The 19,144-nt window shown below is 53.2% G+C and carries 17 protein-coding genes and 1 other RNA gene; 12 read left to right on the top strand and 6 right to left on the bottom strand.

Features of this window, described 5'->3' with window-relative positions; translation table 11 throughout:
• Nucleotides 1-738: 738 nt before the first annotated feature.
• The 4 genes from OH144_RS05330 to ligA all read left to right on the top strand — a co-directional run bounded on the left by OH144_RS05330 (nucleotide 739) and on the right by ligA (nucleotide 6,194).
• Nucleotides 739-1,578, top strand: coding sequence for a DUF2279 domain-containing protein (locus OH144_RS05330; protein ID WP_266205266.1), 840 nt, complete (start codon nucleotides 739-741; stop codon nucleotides 1,576-1,578).
• Between the two features lie 99 nt (nucleotides 1,579-1,677).
• Entirely contained in the window at nucleotides 1,678-2,631 is a 954-nt protein-coding gene (locus OH144_RS05325) for a Smr/MutS family protein (protein ID WP_266205265.1), read from the top strand.
• 140 nt (nucleotides 2,632-2,771) lie between these two features.
• Nucleotides 2,772-3,163, top strand: an RNA gene (gene rnpB / locus OH144_RS05320) — RNase P RNA component class A.
• A 1,021-nt stretch (nucleotides 3,164-4,184) separates the two neighbouring features.
• On the top strand, nucleotides 4,185-6,194 hold the full coding sequence (gene ligA / locus OH144_RS05315) for an NAD-dependent DNA ligase LigA (protein WP_266206308.1): 2,010 nt from the start codon (nucleotides 4,185-4,187) through the stop codon (nucleotides 6,192-6,194).
• A gap of 270 nt (nucleotides 6,195-6,464) precedes the next feature.
• Here the strand turns inward: ligA and OH144_RS05310 are convergent, their stop codons facing one another.
• Together OH144_RS05310 and OH144_RS05305 are read right to left on the bottom strand one after the other, a co-directional pair.
• Nucleotides 6,465-7,244 (bottom strand): ABC transporter permease, encoded by a 780-nt coding sequence (locus tag OH144_RS05310; protein ID WP_266205264.1) that lies wholly within the window; start codon nucleotides 7,242-7,244, stop codon nucleotides 6,465-6,467.
• Nucleotides 7,241-8,200 (bottom strand): ABC transporter ATP-binding protein, encoded by a 960-nt coding sequence (locus OH144_RS05305; RefSeq protein ID WP_266205263.1) that lies wholly within the window; start codon nucleotides 8,198-8,200, stop codon nucleotides 7,241-7,243. The genes OH144_RS05310 and OH144_RS05305 overlap by 4 nt, the downstream gene beginning before the upstream one ends.
• Before the next feature lie 283 nt (nucleotides 8,201-8,483).
• On the opposite strand from OH144_RS05305, the gene OH144_RS05300 reads away from it, so the two are divergent.
• From OH144_RS05300 to dapA, 3 genes are all read left to right on the top strand, one after another.
• The gene (locus tag OH144_RS05300; protein ID WP_266205262.1) at nucleotides 8,484-9,554 is read left to right on the top strand and encodes a sensor histidine kinase; all 1,071 of its coding nucleotides are present in this window, start codon (nucleotides 8,484-8,486) and stop codon (nucleotides 9,552-9,554) included.
• 4 nt (nucleotides 9,555-9,558) lie between these two features.
• Nucleotides 9,559-10,290, top strand: coding sequence for a LytR/AlgR family response regulator transcription factor (locus OH144_RS05295; RefSeq protein WP_266205261.1), 732 nt, complete (start codon nucleotides 9,559-9,561; stop codon nucleotides 10,288-10,290).
• A 371-nt stretch (nucleotides 10,291-10,661) separates the two neighbouring features.
• On the top strand, nucleotides 10,662-11,531 hold the full coding sequence (gene dapA / locus OH144_RS05290; protein ID WP_266205260.1) for a 4-hydroxy-tetrahydrodipicolinate synthase: 870 nt from the start codon (nucleotides 10,662-10,664) through the stop codon (nucleotides 11,529-11,531).
• Between the two features lie 1,057 nt (nucleotides 11,532-12,588).
• Here dapA and OH144_RS05285 read toward each other — a convergent pair.
• The gene (locus OH144_RS05285; protein WP_266205259.1) at nucleotides 12,589-13,443 is read right to left on the bottom strand and encodes a hypothetical protein; all 855 of its coding nucleotides are present in this window, start codon (nucleotides 13,441-13,443) and stop codon (nucleotides 12,589-12,591) included.
• A 245-nt stretch (nucleotides 13,444-13,688) separates the two neighbouring features.
• Between OH144_RS05285 and OH144_RS05280 the strand changes: the two genes are divergently transcribed.
• On the top strand, nucleotides 13,689-13,880 hold the full coding sequence (locus tag OH144_RS05280) for a cold-shock protein (protein ID WP_073852945.1): 192 nt from the start codon (nucleotides 13,689-13,691) through the stop codon (nucleotides 13,878-13,880).
• 79 nt (nucleotides 13,881-13,959) lie between these two features.
• Here OH144_RS05280 and OH144_RS05275 read toward each other — a convergent pair whose 3' ends face one another.
• Nucleotides 13,960-14,724: a creatininase family protein gene (locus tag OH144_RS05275; protein ID WP_266205258.1), complete on the bottom strand. Its 765-nt coding sequence runs from the start codon at nucleotides 14,722-14,724 to the stop codon at nucleotides 13,960-13,962.
• 37 nt (nucleotides 14,725-14,761) lie between these two features.
• On the bottom strand, nucleotides 14,762-15,175 hold the full coding sequence (locus OH144_RS05270) for a hypothetical protein (RefSeq protein WP_266205257.1): 414 nt from the start codon (nucleotides 15,173-15,175) through the stop codon (nucleotides 14,762-14,764).
• Nucleotides 15,176-15,442: 267 nt separating this feature from the next.
• Here OH144_RS05270 and OH144_RS05265 point away from each other — a divergent pair, with 267 nt between their 5' ends.
• The 4 genes from OH144_RS05265 to OH144_RS05250 all read left to right on the top strand — a co-directional run bounded on the left by OH144_RS05265 (nucleotide 15,443) and on the right by OH144_RS05250 (nucleotide 18,076).
• Entirely contained in the window at nucleotides 15,443-16,465 is a 1,023-nt protein-coding gene (locus tag OH144_RS05265; protein ID WP_266205256.1) for a COX15/CtaA family protein, read from the top strand.
• Between the two features lie 213 nt (nucleotides 16,466-16,678).
• Nucleotides 16,679-16,945: a hypothetical protein gene (locus tag OH144_RS05260; protein WP_266205255.1), complete on the top strand. Its 267-nt coding sequence runs from the start codon at nucleotides 16,679-16,681 to the stop codon at nucleotides 16,943-16,945.
• A gap of 152 nt (nucleotides 16,946-17,097) precedes the next feature.
• Complete coding sequence (locus tag OH144_RS05255) at nucleotides 17,098-17,574, top strand: DinB family protein (RefSeq protein ID WP_266205254.1); 477 nt, start codon at nucleotides 17,098-17,100, stop codon at nucleotides 17,572-17,574.
• 262 nt (nucleotides 17,575-17,836) lie between these two features.
• Nucleotides 17,837-18,076 carry a hypothetical protein gene (locus tag OH144_RS05250; RefSeq protein ID WP_266205253.1) on the top strand — a complete coding sequence of 80 codons (240 nt, stop codon included), beginning with the start codon at nucleotides 17,837-17,839 and terminating at the stop codon, nucleotides 18,074-18,076.
• Between the two features lie 572 nt (nucleotides 18,077-18,648).
• Here the strand turns inward: OH144_RS05250 and mscL are convergent.
• Complete coding sequence (gene mscL, locus OH144_RS05245) at nucleotides 18,649-19,083, bottom strand: large conductance mechanosensitive channel protein MscL (protein ID WP_266205252.1); 435 nt, start codon at nucleotides 19,081-19,083, stop codon at nucleotides 18,649-18,651.
• Between the last annotated feature and the right edge of the window lie 61 nt (nucleotides 19,084-19,144).

The raw sequence follows: 19,144 nt of genomic DNA, 5'->3' as shown, positions 1-19,144 counted from the left end.
TATAGCGCGGACAGGTCGCGACCTGTCCCTACAAAGTATAAACCCACCCCTGCCCCTCCGAGGAGGGGAATTTCACCTCTCCCCAACCCTTTCCTAAAAACAGGAGAGGGAGTTTGTACTTGCTCCCTTCCCTGTCCTCTCGAGTTCTCTTGAGGCGGGAGCCGAAGAGAGCCAGCGTAGCTGTGAGAGATCTTTCCGGAATTTTAAAGAGATTTCTCCCATAGGTTGAGATGACAGCAGTAGCAGCGGCTATCGATATGATACCCAGTCCTTGGGTGGAGCGCCTTCTAGATTTCTGGTGCCCGTCAAGGGCATTGCGACGTTAGGAGCAAAGGAAATGTAGACAGCGCGATGCCAAAGGACGAGCCCTCTCGGGCTTGAGAGCAGAAAGTATGAGGTGTAACGGGCAGCTTGTAAAACCGTGGATGAACGGAAGCTAGCAAGTATAGCTTGGCTCGAGTTACAGAAAGCAGGAGCTAACAGAGGCACAAGTGGACGCTTGCGCCAGCAAAGTATAAAGTATAGCCAAAGTAAAAGTATAAGTATGGCTTTTCAAGCCAGTCGAGTTACAAACTCGACATTATAAAAAGTACACAAGTCTGAAGACTTGTGCCAGAAACAGGAAGTATAAAAGCATGGCAACTGAATCAGACCTGAAAACCCCTATCTTTGTCCCTGATGCGCCAGCGATTCCTACTTTACTTCCTGCTCCTGCTGCTAAGCCTTCCCCGGCTAAGTATGGCACAAATACCTGCTGATACGGCTGCCGTAGATAACAAGCGGCTTGCGGTGCTGGGCTCTTCCTTTGCAGTAGGTTATACCTCCTTGCTGATCTCCCTCAACAAGGCCTGGTACTCCGAAGAAGACAAGACTAACTTCCACTGGTTTAACGACAACAAACAGTGGAAGCAGATGGACAAGGCAGGGCATTTCTGGGGCGCGTTCCACCAGAGCCGCGCCGGGATTGACATGCTGCGTTGGGCAGGTGTACCGGAAAAGAAAGCCATACTTTACGGAGGTTTATTGGGCGTGGCGCTGCAAACACCCATCGAAGTTTTCGATGGGTACCAGGCGGATTACGGGGCCTCTGTGGGCGATATAGTGGCAAACACGGTAGGCTCAGCGGCCGTGGTGGCGCAGGAGCTGGCCTGGCAGGAGGTCCGTATCATGCCGAAGTACTCCTTTCATACTACCCGCTATGCCGGTATGCGCCCCAACGTGCTGGGAGGCAGCCTCGGCGAGCAGGCCCTGAAAGACTACAACGGGCAAACGCATTGGCTGTCAGTAGATGTGAGCGCCTTTCTAAAAGAAGGAAGCGGGTATCCCGGGTGGCTGAACATTGCTGTTGGCTACGGTGCGCAGGAAATGGTCTTTAACGACCCGGAGGCCAACGCCGCCGCAGGCCTGGATGCGCACCGGCAATACTACCTGAGCCCCGACCTCAACCTGATGCACTTCAAAGGCCGCAGCAAAGTATGGAACACCGCCCTCTACATGCTTAGCATCATCAAGATACCAGCGCCAGCTTTAGAGTACAACCGCAAGGATGGCCTGAAGCTGCACCCGCTGTACTTCTAAAACTCATCATCACAGCCCGAAAACCCGTATCTTTGCAAAGTATGATCGCCCCGTTATACTTCGGAGACGATCAACGAACACCCCATAACGAACAACTATATGAATGTAGGAGACCGTGTGCGCCTGATGTCTGGCCGTGAGGAAGGCATCATTACGCGCCTTTTAGATAATAACCTGGTGGAGGTAGCCATCGACAACGACTTTACCATACCTGTTGCCAGACGCGAGGTGGTGGTGATCGCCGCCGAAGAGCAAAAATATATGCGCCAGGATGAGACAGCCATTCAGCCATCCAAGCGCAGGGAGCCTGTGGCCCCGGTGCTGGCCGCGCAGGGGGTTTACCTGGCGCTGGTGCATCAGTCGGATGAGCTGCTGGCAGTAACGGTAGTGAACAACTCGGACTATGACGTGCTATTTACAAGCGGCGAGGAGCGCGAGAAAAACTACCGCGGCCTGCAGAACGACAAGCTGGCTCCTAAAGCTACCCGCGTGATCACGCACTACCACCTGAAGGAGTTTGAGAAGTGGCCGAACCTTTTGATTCAGTTCATCCAGCACCGTAACGGCAGCCCTACCCTCTTTGAGCCGGTGGTGAAGCGCGTACAGTTTAAGGCGAGCTCCTTCTATAAGAGCAAGCGCACCGCGCCCGTGCTCAACAAGGAAGCTTACCTGTTCCAGCTCGACCAGAAGCCGGTATCAGTTAACCCCGATAAGATAAAGGAGCAATTGGCAGAAGCTGTAGAGAAAAGCGAGAACTATAAACTCATAGCACCTGAACATGAAGTAGATCTTCACATCGAGAAGCTAACGGACGATTACAGCGGTATGAGCAACAGTGCCATCCTGAAGATCCAGCTGGAGCGCTTCCAGGATGCGCTGGACCGGGCCATGGCCACCAACATGCACGAAATCGTGTTCATACATGGTGCCGGAAATGGGGTGCTTCGCAAAGAGCTTCAGAAGATCCTGAGCCGCGTTCCCGGCATCAAGTACTTCGAAGACGCCCGCAAGGAGAAATTCGGTTACGGCGCTACGCTCGTAAGACTGAAGTAAGTTAGAAAGTTTGGGAGTTGAGGAGTTAGAGAGTTCAGAAGATTTCCTTTAACTCCTAAACTCTCTAATTCTTCAACTCTCTAACTCCATAGAACCTCCGGTTCAGGATTTGTGTTATCTTTGCGCAGAACAAAGTATCAACGGTGAGCCGTCTTATCGCTGCCCCTTTTTAGGGGGAGAGGAAAGTCCGGGCAACACAGAGCATCCTACTTCCTAACGGGAAGGGTCTGTTTTGGAGACGAAACAGATACAGCCAGTGCCACAGAAAATAACCGCCAGCCTTGTGCTGGTAAGGGTGAAAAGGTGCGGTAAGAGCGCACCAGCGGCTGGGTGACCAGTCCGGCTGGGTAAACCTTAGGAGTTGAAAGACCAAATAGGCTGACAGCGCCTCGCTTCGGCGGGGCTAAGGGCTGCTCGTCCGATGTCAGTGGGTAGGTCGATGGAGCCTGTGCGTGAGTGCAGGCCTAGATAAATGATAAGACGTTGGGTGCAAACTCAGCGACAGAACCCGGCTTACAGGCTTGCCGTTGATGTTTTGTTTTCCTTTTCTGGCGCAAGCGTCCGCTTGTGCCTTTACTTGCAATGCATCATCCGCTGGCGCGAGTTTGCAACTCGTGTCCTGCTATGGTGTCGGGTTTGCAACCCGACTGGCTCGGAGAGCCATGCTTCATACTTCGGCTATACTTCATACTTTCTCTGGTGCAAGTGTCCGCTTGTGCCTCTCTTAGCCACCGCTTCCTTCAGCTTTACACAAGCTATACTTGCCAATGACAGCGACAACACCGCCCCTCTTTTTGTCATCCTGAAAGGATCTTGTAGGCAAGCTGCTGCAAGCGTATCCTTCCTGCTTTCAGGTTGCTTGCAGAACAATACTTCCTAGTTATACTTCCATAGCCGCCGCTTCCTGCAACTGGACACAAGCTATCCTTGCTAGCTACTGTTCATCCTCTGCCTTACTACCAGCTCGTTTCATTTCATACTTTGGCTCCCTCCAGCCCGGGAGGGCTCGTCTTCGGGCATCGCGCTGGGAGCTTTTCCTGCCCTCGTGCCTCGGGCTGGCTCACTAGCGCTCGCCACCGGAAAAACTCGCATAGGCGCTCAACCCAAAGACTGGGTATAATTTCGATAGCCACGGCTGACAGAGCCAGAACCGAGCTCCCCTCCTTAGACTACCGAGAACGGGAGTTCGAAGGTAGCGAGCGTAGCTCTGAGGGGCAGGGGTTGGACTAGGTGCTGCAGAAACTCCCTCCCCTGTTTTTAGGGGAGGGTTGGGGAGGGGTTATCCCCCTTCGAAGGGGGCAGGGGATGACAATCGCCTGCCGGACAATTCTCCTCCTCGGAAGGGCTGGGGTACTCTTTACCACACCTATAGTACACGTACTTTAGAAGCGGCTATTACCGAATTCCTCTTCTTAGCCAGAGGGGCTAGGGGTTAGTCTCCCTACTGCAGATAGCCTGCTTATTCTCACTGATCCAGTAAGCCCTGATTCAGACATTTGCTGTGTGCTTTAGAATCTGTTTCCTATTTTTACAGGAAGTATAAATCACGAATGATGGCAAATACACAAGACCCGGCCCTGGAGATACAGGAGCTGACGCAGAAAATAAATCACCTGAATTACCAGTATTACCAAAACAGTGTCTCAGAGGTATCAGACTTTGAGTTCGACCAGTTGCTGAAGCGGCTGGAGGAACTGGAGGCCCAATACCCGGAGCTGCGCCAGCCGCACTCCCCTTCCCAGCGTGTGGGCGGCACCATTACCAAAAGCTTCGGAACCGTATACCACCGCTGGCCCATGCTCTCGCTCAGCAATACCTATTCCGAGGAAGAGCTACGTGAGTTCGATAAACGCGTGCGCAAAACCGTGGGCGATGAGGTAGAGTATGTCTGCGAGCAGAAGTTCGACGGCGTGGCTATCAGCCTGACCTACGAGAATGGAAAGTTTGTGCAAGGTGCTACCCGCGGAGATGGCACCCGTGGCGATAACATCACAGCCAACGTACGCACTATCCGCGATGTGCCCTTGCAGGCGCATGGCAAAGATTATCCGGTCCTGTTCGAGGTACGGGGCGAAGTATTCATGCCGCTGCAGGCTTTTGAGCGACTTAATGCCGAGCGCGATGAAGCCGGCGAACAGCTTTTGGCTAACCCGCGCAACGCTACGTCCGGCACCCTGAAACAGCAGGATTCCTCTGTTGTTGCCAGCCGCAAGCTGGGCTGTTTTTCCTACAGCTTTCATACCGACAAAAGCCCTTTCGATACGCATTCGGAAAGCCTGCAGGCCATTCAGAAATGGGGTTTTAAGGTGTCTGACACCTGGCGCAAGTGCGGCAGCATTGAGGAGGTGCTGGCCTACATAAACGAGTGGGAGAAACGCCGGCACGAGCTGCCCATTGCTACCGATGGCGTGGTAGTGAAGGTGAACAGCTACGCCCTGCAGGAGGAACTGGGTTTTACAGCCAAAAGCCCGCGCTGGGCCATTGCCTACAAGTATGCCGCCGAAAATGCCGCCACCCAACTGCACGGCATACAGTACCAGGTGGGACGCACCGGAGCCGTTACACCGGTAGCCTTGCTGGAACCCGTTCAATTGGCGGGAACGGTGGTAAAACGCGCCTCGGTGCACAATGCCAACGAGATGCAGCGGCTGGACCTGCGCCTGGGTGATACCGTGTTTGTAGAAAAGGGCGGCGAGATCATCCCTAAGATAACAGGTGTGGACTTTGAAAAACGCCCAGCCGACAGCCAGCCTATCCTCTACCCTACCCACTGCCCAGCCTGCGACACAGAACTGGTGCGCTCCGAGGGTGAAGCCCAGTTTTACTGTCCGAACGAAAAGGGATGCGAGCCACAGATACTGGCCAAGCTGGAGCACTTTATTGCCCGCAAGGCGATGAACGTGGACGAACTGGGCCCCAAAACGCTGGAGCAGCTCTACAAGGCAGGGTATGTGCGCAACGTAGCCGACCTCTACGATATTACCTTCGAGCAGTTGGTGCCGCTGGAGCGCATGGGCGAAAAATCAGCCAACAACATCCTCAAGAGCCTGGAGAAATCGAAGGAGAGGCCGTTCGACCGGGTATTGTTTGCCCTGGGCATCCGCTTTGTGGGCAGCACGGTGGCAAAGAAACTGGCCGAAGAGTTGCCGGACCTGGAGGCCCTGCGCGGTGCTACGTACGAGGAGCTTATTGCCATCAACGAGATCGGCGAGCGCATTGCCCAGTCCATTTTATCCTACTTCCAGGACCCCGACCATGTGCAGCTGGTGGAGCGCCTGAAAGCGGCCGGGCTTCAGTTTAAGGCAGAGAGAACCACCCCGGATATACAAAGCGATAAACTGGAGGGCCAAACCTTCGTGATCTCCGGCGTGTTCCAGAGCGTGAGCCGGGAGGAGCTGCAGCAGCTGATCATCAGCCACGGCGGCAAAGTGGTTAGCTCTATCTCTAAAAAGCTCTCCTACCTAGTGGCCGGCGACAAGATGGGCCCATCCAAGCTGGAGAAGGCCGAGAAGATGGGCGTGAAAATGCTCTCGGAGGAGGAGTTTCTGGCGATGATCAGGTAGCCACTTCCCTGCCGCAAGCTTAGCGCAAGCGCAACTTGTGGTAATACTTTGCAGCTGTCGTCTTGGCAGCCGTACGTTCGCAAGTTGAAAACCTGCAACTCAACCGAACCACCTGTTTCCGCTGCGCCCAAACCAGGGAAGGCAAAGAAGATATGGAGTAAGGTTTAAGTTTGACGCTTGCTTTAGGCTTTATACTTATGGCAATCACAAAAAAGGCGGCACTGGAATCCCGGTGCCGCCTTTTACTCATACAACAAACAAACACTAATCTTAAGAAATCCGCTTCCGGGAAATATCGATGTAGCCAAGTATAAACACCAGCACGCCTCCGCCAAGGCTTAACAGCACCTCCTGGCTAAACAGGTTATATATCTCCGCCTCTGCAGGAAAGCTTTTGATGGACATGAAGGGGTAAGCGAATGGATATAAGTGAATGTACTCCCAGCGCATGGCTACCATTACGGTGATGATAGCCACAATGCCCACGCCCATACTTAAGGCAAAGCTGCTCCACCTGATGCTCAGCCAGAACTGCACGGCAATGATCACAAAAGTAGACAGGAATAGCTTTACCACAGCCACTAATACCACTGTCAGGCCAACCATACTTTCAAAGCCCAGATCAGGGCGCACCAGCATCAGGAACAGTCCCCCCGCCAGGTACCCCAGTACAAACACCGCATTGCTCAGCAGCACCAAGCCCACCACCGTGGTTGCCTTGGCCGTGTAGATCGTACTTTTGGGCAGCGGCAGGCTGTAGAGGTGCTTCCAGCCATTGGACTTGTGCTCAATGCCATTCGTAAGGCTGGTGAGCAGCGCAATAAAAATGGGCATGAGCAGAATGGTATACAGGCTAAAATTCTGCATCGCAAACCTGTGCCAGGGGTTAACCCCTTCTGTTATAAAATGCTGCCCTTTCGACCAGAAGGCAAGCACGTTCATACTTAGGAGCGCGCAAGGCGCAAGTACGGAGAGCCAGAGCGCAAAGGTATTCTTCAGTTTCAGCGTCTCGGCGCTAAGGCTGCTGCGGTAGTAGGTAATGGCGTTCATACTTTCCCGGCAAGTATAGGTTTTTGTATGGCGGCGGGCTCGGCCTCCCCTTTGGTGATGTTCAGGAAAAGCTCCTCCAGGTTCCGGGTGTGCGTGCTGAGGCGGTATACTTCGAGGCCATTCACGATCAGGAAGCGGTTGAGCCGGGCTGCCTGCTGCCTGCCCTGCACCTGCACCGCCAGCACGTCGCCATCCTGCGGCAGCAACTGGTACTGGTGATCGGTCAGTAGCTTATGGGCAATGGCATTGTTGCTCGTCTCCAGCTGCAGCACGCTGCTTTGGAGAGCGCCCTGGTAGAGTTGCGGCAAACTGCCCTGGTAGAGGGTGGCTCCCTTGTCAATAATGGCCAGTTCGGTAGCGCATTTCTCTATCTCGGAGAGCAGGTGGCTGGAGAGGAAAATGGTCTTTCCAAACTCCCGGTTCAGCCGGATGATCAGCTCCCGGACCTCCCTTATCCCACTGGGGTCTAAGCCATTGGTAGGCTCATCCAGAATCAACAGTTCAGGGTCAGAGAGCAGGGCTAACGCAATGCCGAGCCGCTGGCTCATGCCCAGCGAGTACTCCTTCGTTTTGCGATGTGCATCCTGCGTAAGCCCCACGATCTGCAGTACTTCTTCAATACGGCTTTTGGGTGCCTGCACCATGCGACGGTGCATCTCCAGGTTGTCGTGGCCCGAGAGGTGGCGGTACAACGTGGGCATCTCGATGAGTGAACCGGTGCGGCGCAGGATGTCGATGCGGTGATCGTTCAGGTCCTGTCCGTGCACCCGCACCTGCCCTTTGGGCACGGGCAGCAGGCCCAGCAGAATACGGATGGTGGTGGATTTACCGGCGCCGTTTGGCCCGAGAAATCCGAAGATGGCCCCCTGTGGCACGCGCAGCTCCAGGTTTTGCAGCACCTGCCGCTTCCCGAAGCTGTAGCTCAGGCCATGGGTTTCGATGATACATGGTTTCATAGTTTTGTGGTAAGTAGCGTATGGGCACAAAAAAGATGATAAATTCAACAGCATAAAAATAGATTATACCAACCCCCTAAAACCCTAGACTAAGTATAAACAGGTACTTCTGAGCGAATTAGTCCGTTAAAATGCTGCTTTGGTAGCCATTATAGGCAGCTTTGTATATAGAAGAGAGGCGGCAGCACAATAATGCTATACTTTACTTATCTTTATACTATAAAAAGCCAGCTGCAAGTAGAATGCGGATGCATACTTACCGTACTGGCTGCTATACCGTTACATGAGCCTGAAATCCTTGCCAAAGCCAATCATAGTGCTGCCAGAGATGGCGGAGAAGAAAAGGTACACCGTTGCGATGCACGTGGCCGCGTGGGTGCTTTTTGGCGCCTGGGTATTTTACTTCCTCTACGGCAACAGCGCCCTCTCTTTCGGAAAGGTGATGGATGTGTTGGTGGGCCTGCTCATTAACATCTTCATCTTTTATTTTAACTGGTATGTGCTCATCTCCCGGTACCTGGCGCGCAACCGCATCTTCCTCTACATTGCCGCCGTACTTACCACTTTAGTGGCCATTGCCGTGCTGCGGGCCCCGCTGGACTTCTACTTCTTCCGGGAGTATAACCGCGAGATGACGCAGCTCTACAGCAGCGAGCGCATTTTACAGTACATCATGGGCGGGCTGGTGCTCATCTTTATCTCCTCGGGCCTGAAAGTGACGGGCAACTATATCCGCAACGAGCGCCGCAACAAAGAGCTGGAGACGCAGAAACTGACGGCAGAGCTGGCTTTCCTGAAGTCGCAGGTGAACCCGCACTTTTTGTTTAACACCCTGAACAACATTTACTCGCTGGCCTACAAGCAGCACCCCGAGACACCCGACGCCATCATGAAGCTCTCGCTGCTGATGCGCTACATGCTCTACGAGAGCAACGATGCCCTGGTAAGCCTGGAGAAAGAGGTGGACCACATCAAGAATTTTATAGATTTGCAGAAGCTGCGCCTGCGCGAGCAGACAAGTATAAAGTTTAACATAGCCGGCAGCCTGGAGGGCAAACAGATTGCGCCGATGTTGCTGATGACGCTGGTGGAGAACGCCTTTAAGCACGGCCTGGTGAGCAAAAATGAGATCGGGATTATCCTTAACCTGGTAGTGCATGACGATTCGCTGCTCTTCAGTACCATTAACAACACCAGCCAGCACAAGAAGCGCGACTTCGGGGGCATCGGTCTGGAAAACCTGAAGCGCCGCCTGAACCTGCTCTACGACAAGCGTTATGAGTTAACGTTTGAAGAAAAAGAGGGCACTTTCTACGCCACACTGAAACTGTACTTTAAGCCTACTAACAGATAAAACTATGACCATCCGCTGCCTTGCCGTTGACGATGAACCCCTGGCCCTCGACATCATTGAGAGCTACGTAAGCAAATTGCCCTACCTGAACCTGGTGAAAACCTGCTCCAGCGCCACCGAGGCCATGCAGGTGCTGCAGGAGGAGCAGATAGACCTGATGTTCCTCGACATTGAGATGCCCGAGCTGACAGGCATCCAGTTCCTCAACATCCTCAGGCACCAGCCGCTCATCATTTTCACCACCGCCTACCCCGACTACGCGCTGGAGGGCTTTAACCAGGATGCGGTGGATTACCTGCTCAAGCCCATCCCTTTCGATCGTTTTCTGAAGGCGGTAACCAAGGCGCAGGAAAGGCTGCAGCGCAAAAACGGGAAAGGCACCGAGGCCCCTGTTGCACAGCCAGCCGCGGCGGAGCACGACTTCATGTTCGTCAAGGCCGACTATAAAACCATCCGTGTCGATTTCAGGGACATCCTTTGGATTGAGGGCCTGAAAGACTACATCATCATCCAGACAAAGGACCAGAAGATCATCACGCTGCTCTCGATGAACAAGATGATGGAGAAACTGCCGGACTCCAAATTCCTACGCGTGCATCGCTCCTTTATCGTGTCCCTGCAAAAGATCGACAGCATCGAGAAAAGCCGCATCCGCATCGGCAACAAGGAAATTCCGATCGGCGAGGTATACAAGGATGCCTTCCTGAAGTGGGTGGAGGAGAATAATATACAGTAGATTTGGAGTTAAAGAGTTAGAGAGTTTAGGAGTTAGAGGGTTTGTAGGGTTCCTTTGAGTGGGTGTCTATACTTTATAGATCGAGTTACGACTAACTGCCCCTGCCCCTCAGAGGAGGGGAATTTCATAAAAGAGTAGGTGATTCCCCTCCTTGGAGGGGTTAGGGGTGGGTTTACACCTGCACTGCATTAGTAAATCGCAACTTGGGTTTTATACTTTACCTCATCGAACTCTAACCTTTGTCAGGCTGCCCGTGGAGCACATTCGCTGCTTTTGGCGTTTACTTGGCACCCCATCAAAAACAGATATCTGACACGATATTTGCAGAATCGGTAACATAATCAGAACTTCGTATTTTATAAGGCGACAAGATGATTCAGGATAAATTAAGAGGAACAGGTGTGGCGTTGGTAACGCCTTTTACGAAGGAGTATGCGGTTGATTACGAGGCGCTGCGCAAGCTGCTGGACTTTGTGCTGAACGGCGGCGTGGACTATCTTGTGATCAATGGTACTACGGCTGAGTCTGCCACCACCACAGCCGAGGAGAAGGCCCAGGTGTTGCAGCAGGTGAAGGAGCACGTAAACGGGCGGGTGCCGCTGGTGTATGGCCTGGGGGGCAACAACACACAAAAGCTACTCAACAGCATCGCTGAAACTGACCTGGAGGGTATCACGGCCATACTTTCGGTGAGCCCCTACTATAACAAGCCGTCGCAGCAGGGTATTTACCAGCACTTTGTGCAGGTGGCCAACGCCTCGCCGGTGCCGGTTATACTTTACAACGTGCCAGGGCGCACGGGCAGCAACATGAGCGGCGAAACCACGGTGAAGCTCGCCTCGCATGATAACATCATCGGTATAAAGGAAGCCTCCGGCAACCTGGAGCAGTGTATGTACATTGCCAAGCACAAGCCAAAGGATTTCATGCTCATCAGCGGCGATGACCTGCTGACCTTGCCGATGACAACCTTTGGGGCCCAGGGTGTGATCTCGGTGCTGGCCAATGCCTTCCCCGGCAAGTTTAGCAACATGGTGCGCCACGCACTGAATAACAATTACCAGGAAGCCTCTGCCCTGCTGCTGAGCTTCGTGGATGTGAACCCGCTGATGTATGAGGAAAGCAACCCGGTGGGCGTAAAGGCAGTGCTGGAGCGCTTCGGGGTATGCACGGCGCAGGTGAGGCTACCGCTGGTAGAGGCTTCATCAGGACTTAAGGACAGGTTGTATAAGCTCTTGTAAATCAGGAAGTATAAATTTAAGTTGGGATTTATAGAGAAGTGTAAACTTATATCCCCATCTTCTAAATCTGGCGCAATTCTTCAGACTTGTGTTCTACTATGGCGGCGAGTCTGTGCCTCGGCTGGTTTGCAAAAAGCCACATTTAGGCTTCAGCTATACTTTAACTTTATACTTTCTCTGGCGCAAGCGTCCGCTTGCGCCTTCTCTCGCTGGCGCGGGCTTGCAGCCCGTGTCTTTTAATTCGTTGGGTTTTCAACCCGACTGGCTCACAGAGCCATACTTTATACTTTCATAGCAACTGCTAACCCTAACTTGAAGTAAGCTATCCTTGCTAGCTACCGTTCAACCACGGCTTTACAACCTACTCGCTCCATTTCTGGCTTTGGCTCCCTCATGGCCGAGGGGCCTCGTCCTCGGGCATCGCGCTGTGTACATTTCCTTTGCTGTCGCAATTTCGCTAAAGCGAAACCGGAAATCTACAAGGCGCTCAACCCAAGGACTGGGTTCAATTCGATAGCTGCTGCCATTGCTATGGAACAAGTATAAGTACCCTTGGAAGGGGGCAGGGGGATGATAATCAACTGCGGAGAATTCCCCTCTCGGGAGGGGCTAGGGGTGGGTTTACACGTGTAGGGACAGGTCGCGACCTGACCGCGCGAGAACAGCAGCTATGCAATCTATACTTCAGCAGCAGTAGTTATAGGCTCCCCTCCTGGGGGTAGGGGCCCTCGAAAAAGCTAAGGAGGGGCAGGGGTGGTTGGATCTGGTATTGCAGCCAGAAGCCCCGAAAGTGTTCAGGATCTTCTACTCGTAGCAGCTGCGCACGCTACGAAGTATTTAGAACGCGAGCTCGAAGGTAGCGAGCGCAGCTCTGAGGGGCAGGGGTGGTTGGACCAGTACTGCAGAACGCGGCTCAGTACGTTTGCAGCAGCATAAGCAAATACAATTCCCCTCCTCGGGAGGGGCTAAGGGTGGGTTAGTCGCATTGATAGATATAAAAAGGCAGCTCCTAAAGTAACGGGAGCTGCCTTTTTTGTGCCTGAAGTGTGATGCTGCCTTAATCAGGGCAGTTGTAGGTATAGGATATATTCTCTGTACGTCCGTCTGTCAGGCCGCCCTCACCTGCATAGGTAATGGTGGCAGTAAGAGGATAGCCTTGGTTATTATAAGTATACGCGGCCGTGTAGGCTACATCTTTTACCAAAGCTAAAGTCTCTCCGGAGCCGGTAGTAGCTCTGAAATTCGTTATGTTTTGCATATTAGGATAGCCCACGCCCGGTTTGCGGTGCATAAACACCGGAACAGCCGAGAGTGGCGTGCGACGGGCAGAGTCCAGCACAAAAGAGGCCGCATAAAGCGTCTCTCCTCCCAGCCCTTTTACAGTAGCCACGACAGGTTTATCACGCGGGTACGATTGTGTCACCGAGCTGACAGCTACTTCTTTGTTGTCCTGGTACCGGTAATCGGTGGCAGAGGTGAGGCGGTTCTGCAGGTCGTAGGCTGCTTTAAAGGAAGCGATGCGATGCACTGCCCCCAGCTCCGGCACGCGCTGCTTTACCTCATACTTAGAGAGGCGCCCCTTCGGGTTATAACTGTAATCCGTAAACGAGATCTCCTCCTGCTCATCGGGTGTAAGCAGGCGCTCCTGGGCCAGTTTGCCGTCTGAGGTATAGGTGTAGGTGCGTACCTCCGTCAGTTCCTCCTGCTCGTAATGCTCGGTGCGGATTACCTGATTCAGGTCGTTATAAGTATACCGGATAGTGGTATTGGTTGTCCCGGAAAGGATGGTCTGCTCCTGCAGGTAGCACAGGTTCTGTGGCGCCGGGGCTGGTTTAGCCTCCGGCTCTTCATCCGGGCTGCAAGCGGCGAGCAATAACAGGCCCAGCAAAGGAGCAAGAAATTTTGTCTTCATAAACATCTGCAATAAGTATACGAAGATACGGTTTCGGACCCTTCGATGCTATCGAATTTTGTGAAGCTACAGGAATACTGCGTCTTCCGCTACGCACTATCCGACAATAGATGCGATGTTTTTGATAAAAAAAGCGCCTTTAATGCGGTTTTAAGATAAATAATAAAAATTAATTAGCTTTTTGTAAATTTTTTTGAACACTTTTACGGTTGTAAACGTCTTAGTTTTACAATCACAAAAAAATCATGAATAGAGGAAAAGTAAAATTCTTTAATGGAGAGAAGGGATTCGGCTTCATTAAAGACGAGAACACAGATCAAGAGTACTTCGTGCACGTTACTGGATTGATCGACGAAATCAGAGAAAATGACGACGTAACATTCGAGTTGAAAGAGGGAAGAAAAGGACTGAACGCGGTTAACGTTAAACGCGCTTAGTTTTAACGATACAAAGTCATTGAAGCAAAAAAAAGCCTTACACGCGGTGTAAGGCTTTTTTTTCGTTTTGTAACGAGCGCTACTCGCCGTAGCGCTCGTTCACATCCACCTGGGCAAGCTCGGTTAGCAGTCCGGCAATGTTGCGGGCGGCGGCCTCCAGGAAAGCTTTTCCCTTTTCTGCGGTGGCAGCCTTTGGATTGCCGACGCCGGTATCCTCCGTCACCATGGACCATTGCCGCTCGGCCCAAGCCCATCCCTCTCGTATCCCCTTTACCTTCGATTTGCGCTCTTTGCCCTCTCCTGCTTCTTCCAGGGGCAGCACCAGGTCAGGGCGCAGGTGCAGCAGCAGGCTGGTCTCCATCTCATCGGCGTGGTCGCCGGGTACTTCGAAGAATTGCTTTCTGTCGGCTGCCTGTATCCAGAAACAGCTCACCAAAAACATGTCCGGGTAGCGCAGGCCCAACTCACGTAGCATCGGCTTAAAATCATTGCCGCCGTGGCTGTTCAGCACCAGCAGCTTCTTGATGCCCTGCCGGCTCAACACGGCCACAATGTCATCCAGAATGGCCAGCTGCGTGCTGGGGTTCAGGTTAATGTCCAGCTTAATGTCGGCCTGCCCGGTGTTTACGCCAAACGGTATGGTGGGCAGCACCATCACCTTCGTGCCATTTTCCCAGGCAATTTTGGCAGAGGCGGCGGCAATGGCATCGGCCTCTATTACATCAGTGGCGTAGGGCAGGTGGTAATTATGTGCCTCGGTTGCGCCCCAGGGCAGCACCGCCAGTTGCACCTCCTGCTCTTTCAGGGCTTTCCAGTTTGTCTCGGCAAGTATGTAGGGTCTCATTCGCTATTGCTTTTAATAAGTGAATAAAGTATAGAATTCAGGATGTGAGCCAAGCCATGGCTACGGCGGCATCATCAAAGCTCTGGTACTGTATGGAGTCTTTAACGAGGGCGGCGGCCTGGCTGGCGATCGTCTCGCGGTTTAGCTCTGTTGTAGTCAGGCGGGCGAACTTCTGCAGGCGGGTGGTCTGCAGCATCAGCGCCATGTTGCTGATCAGCTGGCCGTATGTCGCATGATCCAGGGTGATGTGCGATCGCCGCGAGTCTGCCAGTATCCGTTTAATGTCGTAGTGCTTCACAGAGGCTATGATCTCTTCCATGAGGAACTTCATCTCGGGCAAGGAGTAATCGTGCATGTTGGGCCACTCAATGAACAGCACGTCCGTGGTCGGGTTGTAGTCCAGCTTAATTAATTTATTGGGTATGATCATGCGCGCGGCTAAGTAAACCATTGAATTTCCAATCTAACAAAAACTGCGGAAGTTTAATATACCCGTCCCCATATCTTTTAAACTCGCAAGAGTAGCTTCGTAAGCTCGTACACCCAGCCCCGCCGGATTCTAGATCGCATGGCCGGCTACGGATCAGTGAGGCTACAGCCACTGCAGGAAGCAGGCAGGTAGAACCTGCGCCTACTGTAGCCACCCCGCCAGTAAATCATACTTCCAATGACGAAGGTCAGTCTTCAAAAACTATTTTCCGCTGATCTTTGCCGGGTTATGCAGACATCATCCTATAACAAGGCTATTGTATACTGGCTCCTGGGTGGGGCGTTGCTGATCCTGGCCATGGTCGTTATTGGCGGCATTACGCGGCTTACTGGCTCGGGGCTTTCGATCGTGGAGTGGAACCTGATCTCGGGCACCTTGCCACCGCTGAGCGAGGAGGCCTGGGCCACGGCCTTCGAGCAGTACAAGCAGTTTCCGGAGTATCAGAAGCTGAACAAGGGCATGGCGCTGGAGGGTTTCAAGCAGATTTTCTGGTGGGAGTACCTGCACCGGCTGCTCGGCCGTGTGATGGGGGTAGTGTTTATACTTCCGTTCCTGTACTTTCTGTTTACCAGGCAGCTGACCCAATGGCTGTTCCGCCGGCTGCTGGTCATACTTGCACTGGGCATGGCCCAGGGGCTGATGGGCTGGCTGATGGTGAAGAGCGGCCTGGTGGACAACCCGCACGTGAGCCACTTCCGGCTGGCAGCGCACCTGAGCCTAGCGCTGGCCCTGATCGGCGCCATTCTCTGGACGGTGGCCGACCTGACCGCTGGCAAGCGGCTGCACAGGCAACACCCAAGTGCAGGATATAAAAGGCTCTCACTACTTGTGCTGGCGGTAATACTGGTGCAGATCATACTTGGGGCCTTTGTGGCCGGTCTAAAGGCTGGCTTCTCCTATAACACCTACCCGCTGATGGAGGGCAAGTTCTTGCCAACACACCTGCAGGGCCTGAGCTGGCTGGAGGCGATGGAGAATGGCGCGGCGATGCAGTTTACGCACCGCTGGGTGGCCATGCTGGTGCTGCTGGCAGTGGGGCTGCTGTGGCAGCGCTCCCGATCCGTTGAACTGCCCCGGGTTGCCCGTACGCTTACCCGCACGCTGCTGCTTACCTGCCTGGTGCAGGTGGCGCTGGGCATTGCCACGCTGCTGCTGGCCGTGCCGGTGAGCCTGGGGGTACTGCACCAGGTGGTGGCGGTGGTGCTGTTTGCGCTGGCTGTGTTGCTGGTGCACCGGCTGCGGTATGCTTAAGTTAAACTGTGTGTGGCAAATACACCACGGCTTTAGTTTAGCGCCTGAGGTATAGCCCCCTGGCTATCAGTACTTTTTTTCCAAAAAGGTAACCAGCGTCATTTTTTAGGATACTCTGTTCCTGTAACTTACCACCTCTAACATACATTTTAACTTCTGTTTTGCAGCGCAAAGCAGGAATGTAAACCACACCTGGGCTACGGGAGGTAACATATGGGAAAGAAGAGAGCTGTGATGGAAGTTGTGGGCCTGGACCTTAGCAGAAAGGCTGCGCAAAAGTATTTCATCAATGTGTATGAGTACATGCTCTACAACGACTACGAAAGCTTTATGCTGACGCTCGACTTCCGTGCGAAGCTGGAAGACGAGCAGCGGCAAGAGGAAGCTTACCATTTGTTTAAGTTTATGCTGAAGCGCCTGCTCAGCAGCAAGCCGCAAAAACTGCTCGCACTGTGCCCCCCGGAGCGGGATCCGTTTTAACCCTTTAGCTGCCCAGGCTACAGGTTTACAACCTGCACAAGCCGCGCTCCCTCAGCAAGTATAAACAGGCAGTAGAACCGCACCTGGCTCGCCCCTCCTGGCAACCTACCCTTGCTGCAGCAAGTATCTTATACTTTTACCTGACCATCACCATGACACAGGACGAACAACTGCGGGAACAGCTGGTAAAGCTGATGCGCGGCGGACAGGCCTTCCGAACGCGGGAGGAGCTGCTGGAGGGAATCACGCGGCAGGAGGCCGGACGCAAGGCGGAAGGCCTGCCCTATACGATCTGGCAGTTGCTCGAGCACCTGCGCTTTGCCCAGCACGACATACTCGACTTTAGCCGCAACGCCAGCTACCAGGAGCCCGCGTGGCCCGATGACTACTGGCCCGCCCAGGCTGCCCCCGAAAGCCAGGAGGCGCTGGAGCAAACCATGAGAACCCTTACTCAGGATCTGGAGGAGCTGGTACAGCTGGTGCAGAATCCCAAAACCGACCTGTACGCTCCTTTTCCCCACGGACAGGGGCAAACACTGCTGCGGGAGGCTATGCTGGTTGCCGAGCACAACGCTTACCACCTCGGCCAGATCGTGCTGCTGCGCAAGTTGTTCGGATATTTGGAGTAGGGATAAACTGGCACGCTTTCCCCCCTCTCTCCAGGATGCGGAAACATACCTGTTAGATAAGTCCCTGCTGAGCACTCCCCTTACCTCTGCTGCCGATTAGCCACCCGGCGAAAGCGTTTTTGTACATTTCCTGATCTGCATAGCCCGTACTTTTAACGCAAAGCACACCTTTTCTTAGCAAGAACCCGTAAAAGGATATATAGAATACAGCTGGCTTTTGCCTGGTTTTGTATTAATCTATGTTGAACTAATGATTAAAACTATGAAAAGGATATTTTTAGCAGGTGTGGTAGCTGTGGCTTCGCTAAGTTTGACCGCCTGCGAAAGAACCGATAGAACAACCAGCCTGGAGGCAGAAGAAGATAACAAAGTGGTGGTAGACCGTGATTCCGTGGCAACAGAGTACGAAGTAACTGAAACGGTTGTGGAATACGACACCACCACCAGAACCAAGACGGTGGATGCTGATGTCAACGATCGTGAGAAAGACAGAGATAAGTAAGGCTTCAGCAACTATACTTTAGCAAACATGCCTGCTCCGGTAAAGAGCAGGCATGTTTGTTTTGCGCCGCACCGGGCCGCTGCCATAGTATGATAGGCTGCGCCCTAGGTAAGCATTACCCACCCCTAGCCCCTCCGGGGAGGGGAATTCTTCGCAGGCGATCATCATCCCCTGCCCCCTTCTAAGGGGGACACCCCCTCCCCAACCCTCCCCTAAAAACAGGGGATGGAGCCCGGTACATGTAGGAGTAGCTGTAGCTATCGAATTAGAACCCAGTCTTTGGGTGGGGGTAGGAAAAGCTCCCAGCGCGATGCCCTTATCGAGGGCCCCTACCCCCAAGACGAGCCCTCGCGGGCTTGAGCGCACCAAAGCCGGAAATGAAACGAGCAGGTTGTAAAGCCGTGGATCAGCGGCAGCAAATAAGAGTAGCTTGGTTCAAATGGAAGGAAGCAGTGGCCGGGAAAGTACAAGCGGAGGCTTGCGCCAGCAGGCTAAAAAGTATAGCAGAAGTATAGAAAAGCGCTGGTCTTTAGGGAACCGGCGCTTTTTATACTTCTGTCTGCTATAACCGCTTACTTCGCCGCAATCTGGCGGAGGGCATCACGCATTTCGGTTAGTAGCACCTCTTCTTTAGTTGCGGCCGGCGGCACAGCAGGAGATTCGGCTTTCTTGCGCTTCAGCTTGTTCATAGCTTTCACGATCATAAAGATGATGAACGCCAGGATCAGGAAATTGAGCAGCACGGTGATAAAGTTACCCCAAGCTAACACAGCCCCAAGCGTTCGGGCTTCCTCCAGGGCAAGGCCGGTGGGCACTTCAGAGGAGAGTGGCAGGTAAAGGTTCGAAAAGTCCATGTCGCCGACAGCCTTGCCGACCAGCGGCATGATCAGGTCTTTTACCACGGAGTTAACCAACCCGTTGAAGGCAGCGCCAATGATAATACCGATAGCCAGGTCCATAACGTTGCCACGCATGGCGAACTCCTTAAATTCTTTCATCATTCCCATAAGTGATGCTGTTTCTTGTTCTTAATTCTTTCGTTGATGTTTATACTTCCGCCTGAGGCCG

The sequence above is a fragment of the Pontibacter kalidii genome (assembly GCF_026278245.1).
GTDB classification, from domain to species: domain Bacteria; phylum Bacteroidota; class Bacteroidia; order Cytophagales; family Hymenobacteraceae; genus Pontibacter; species Pontibacter kalidii.
This window is presented reverse-complemented; position numbering and strand designations above follow the sequence as displayed.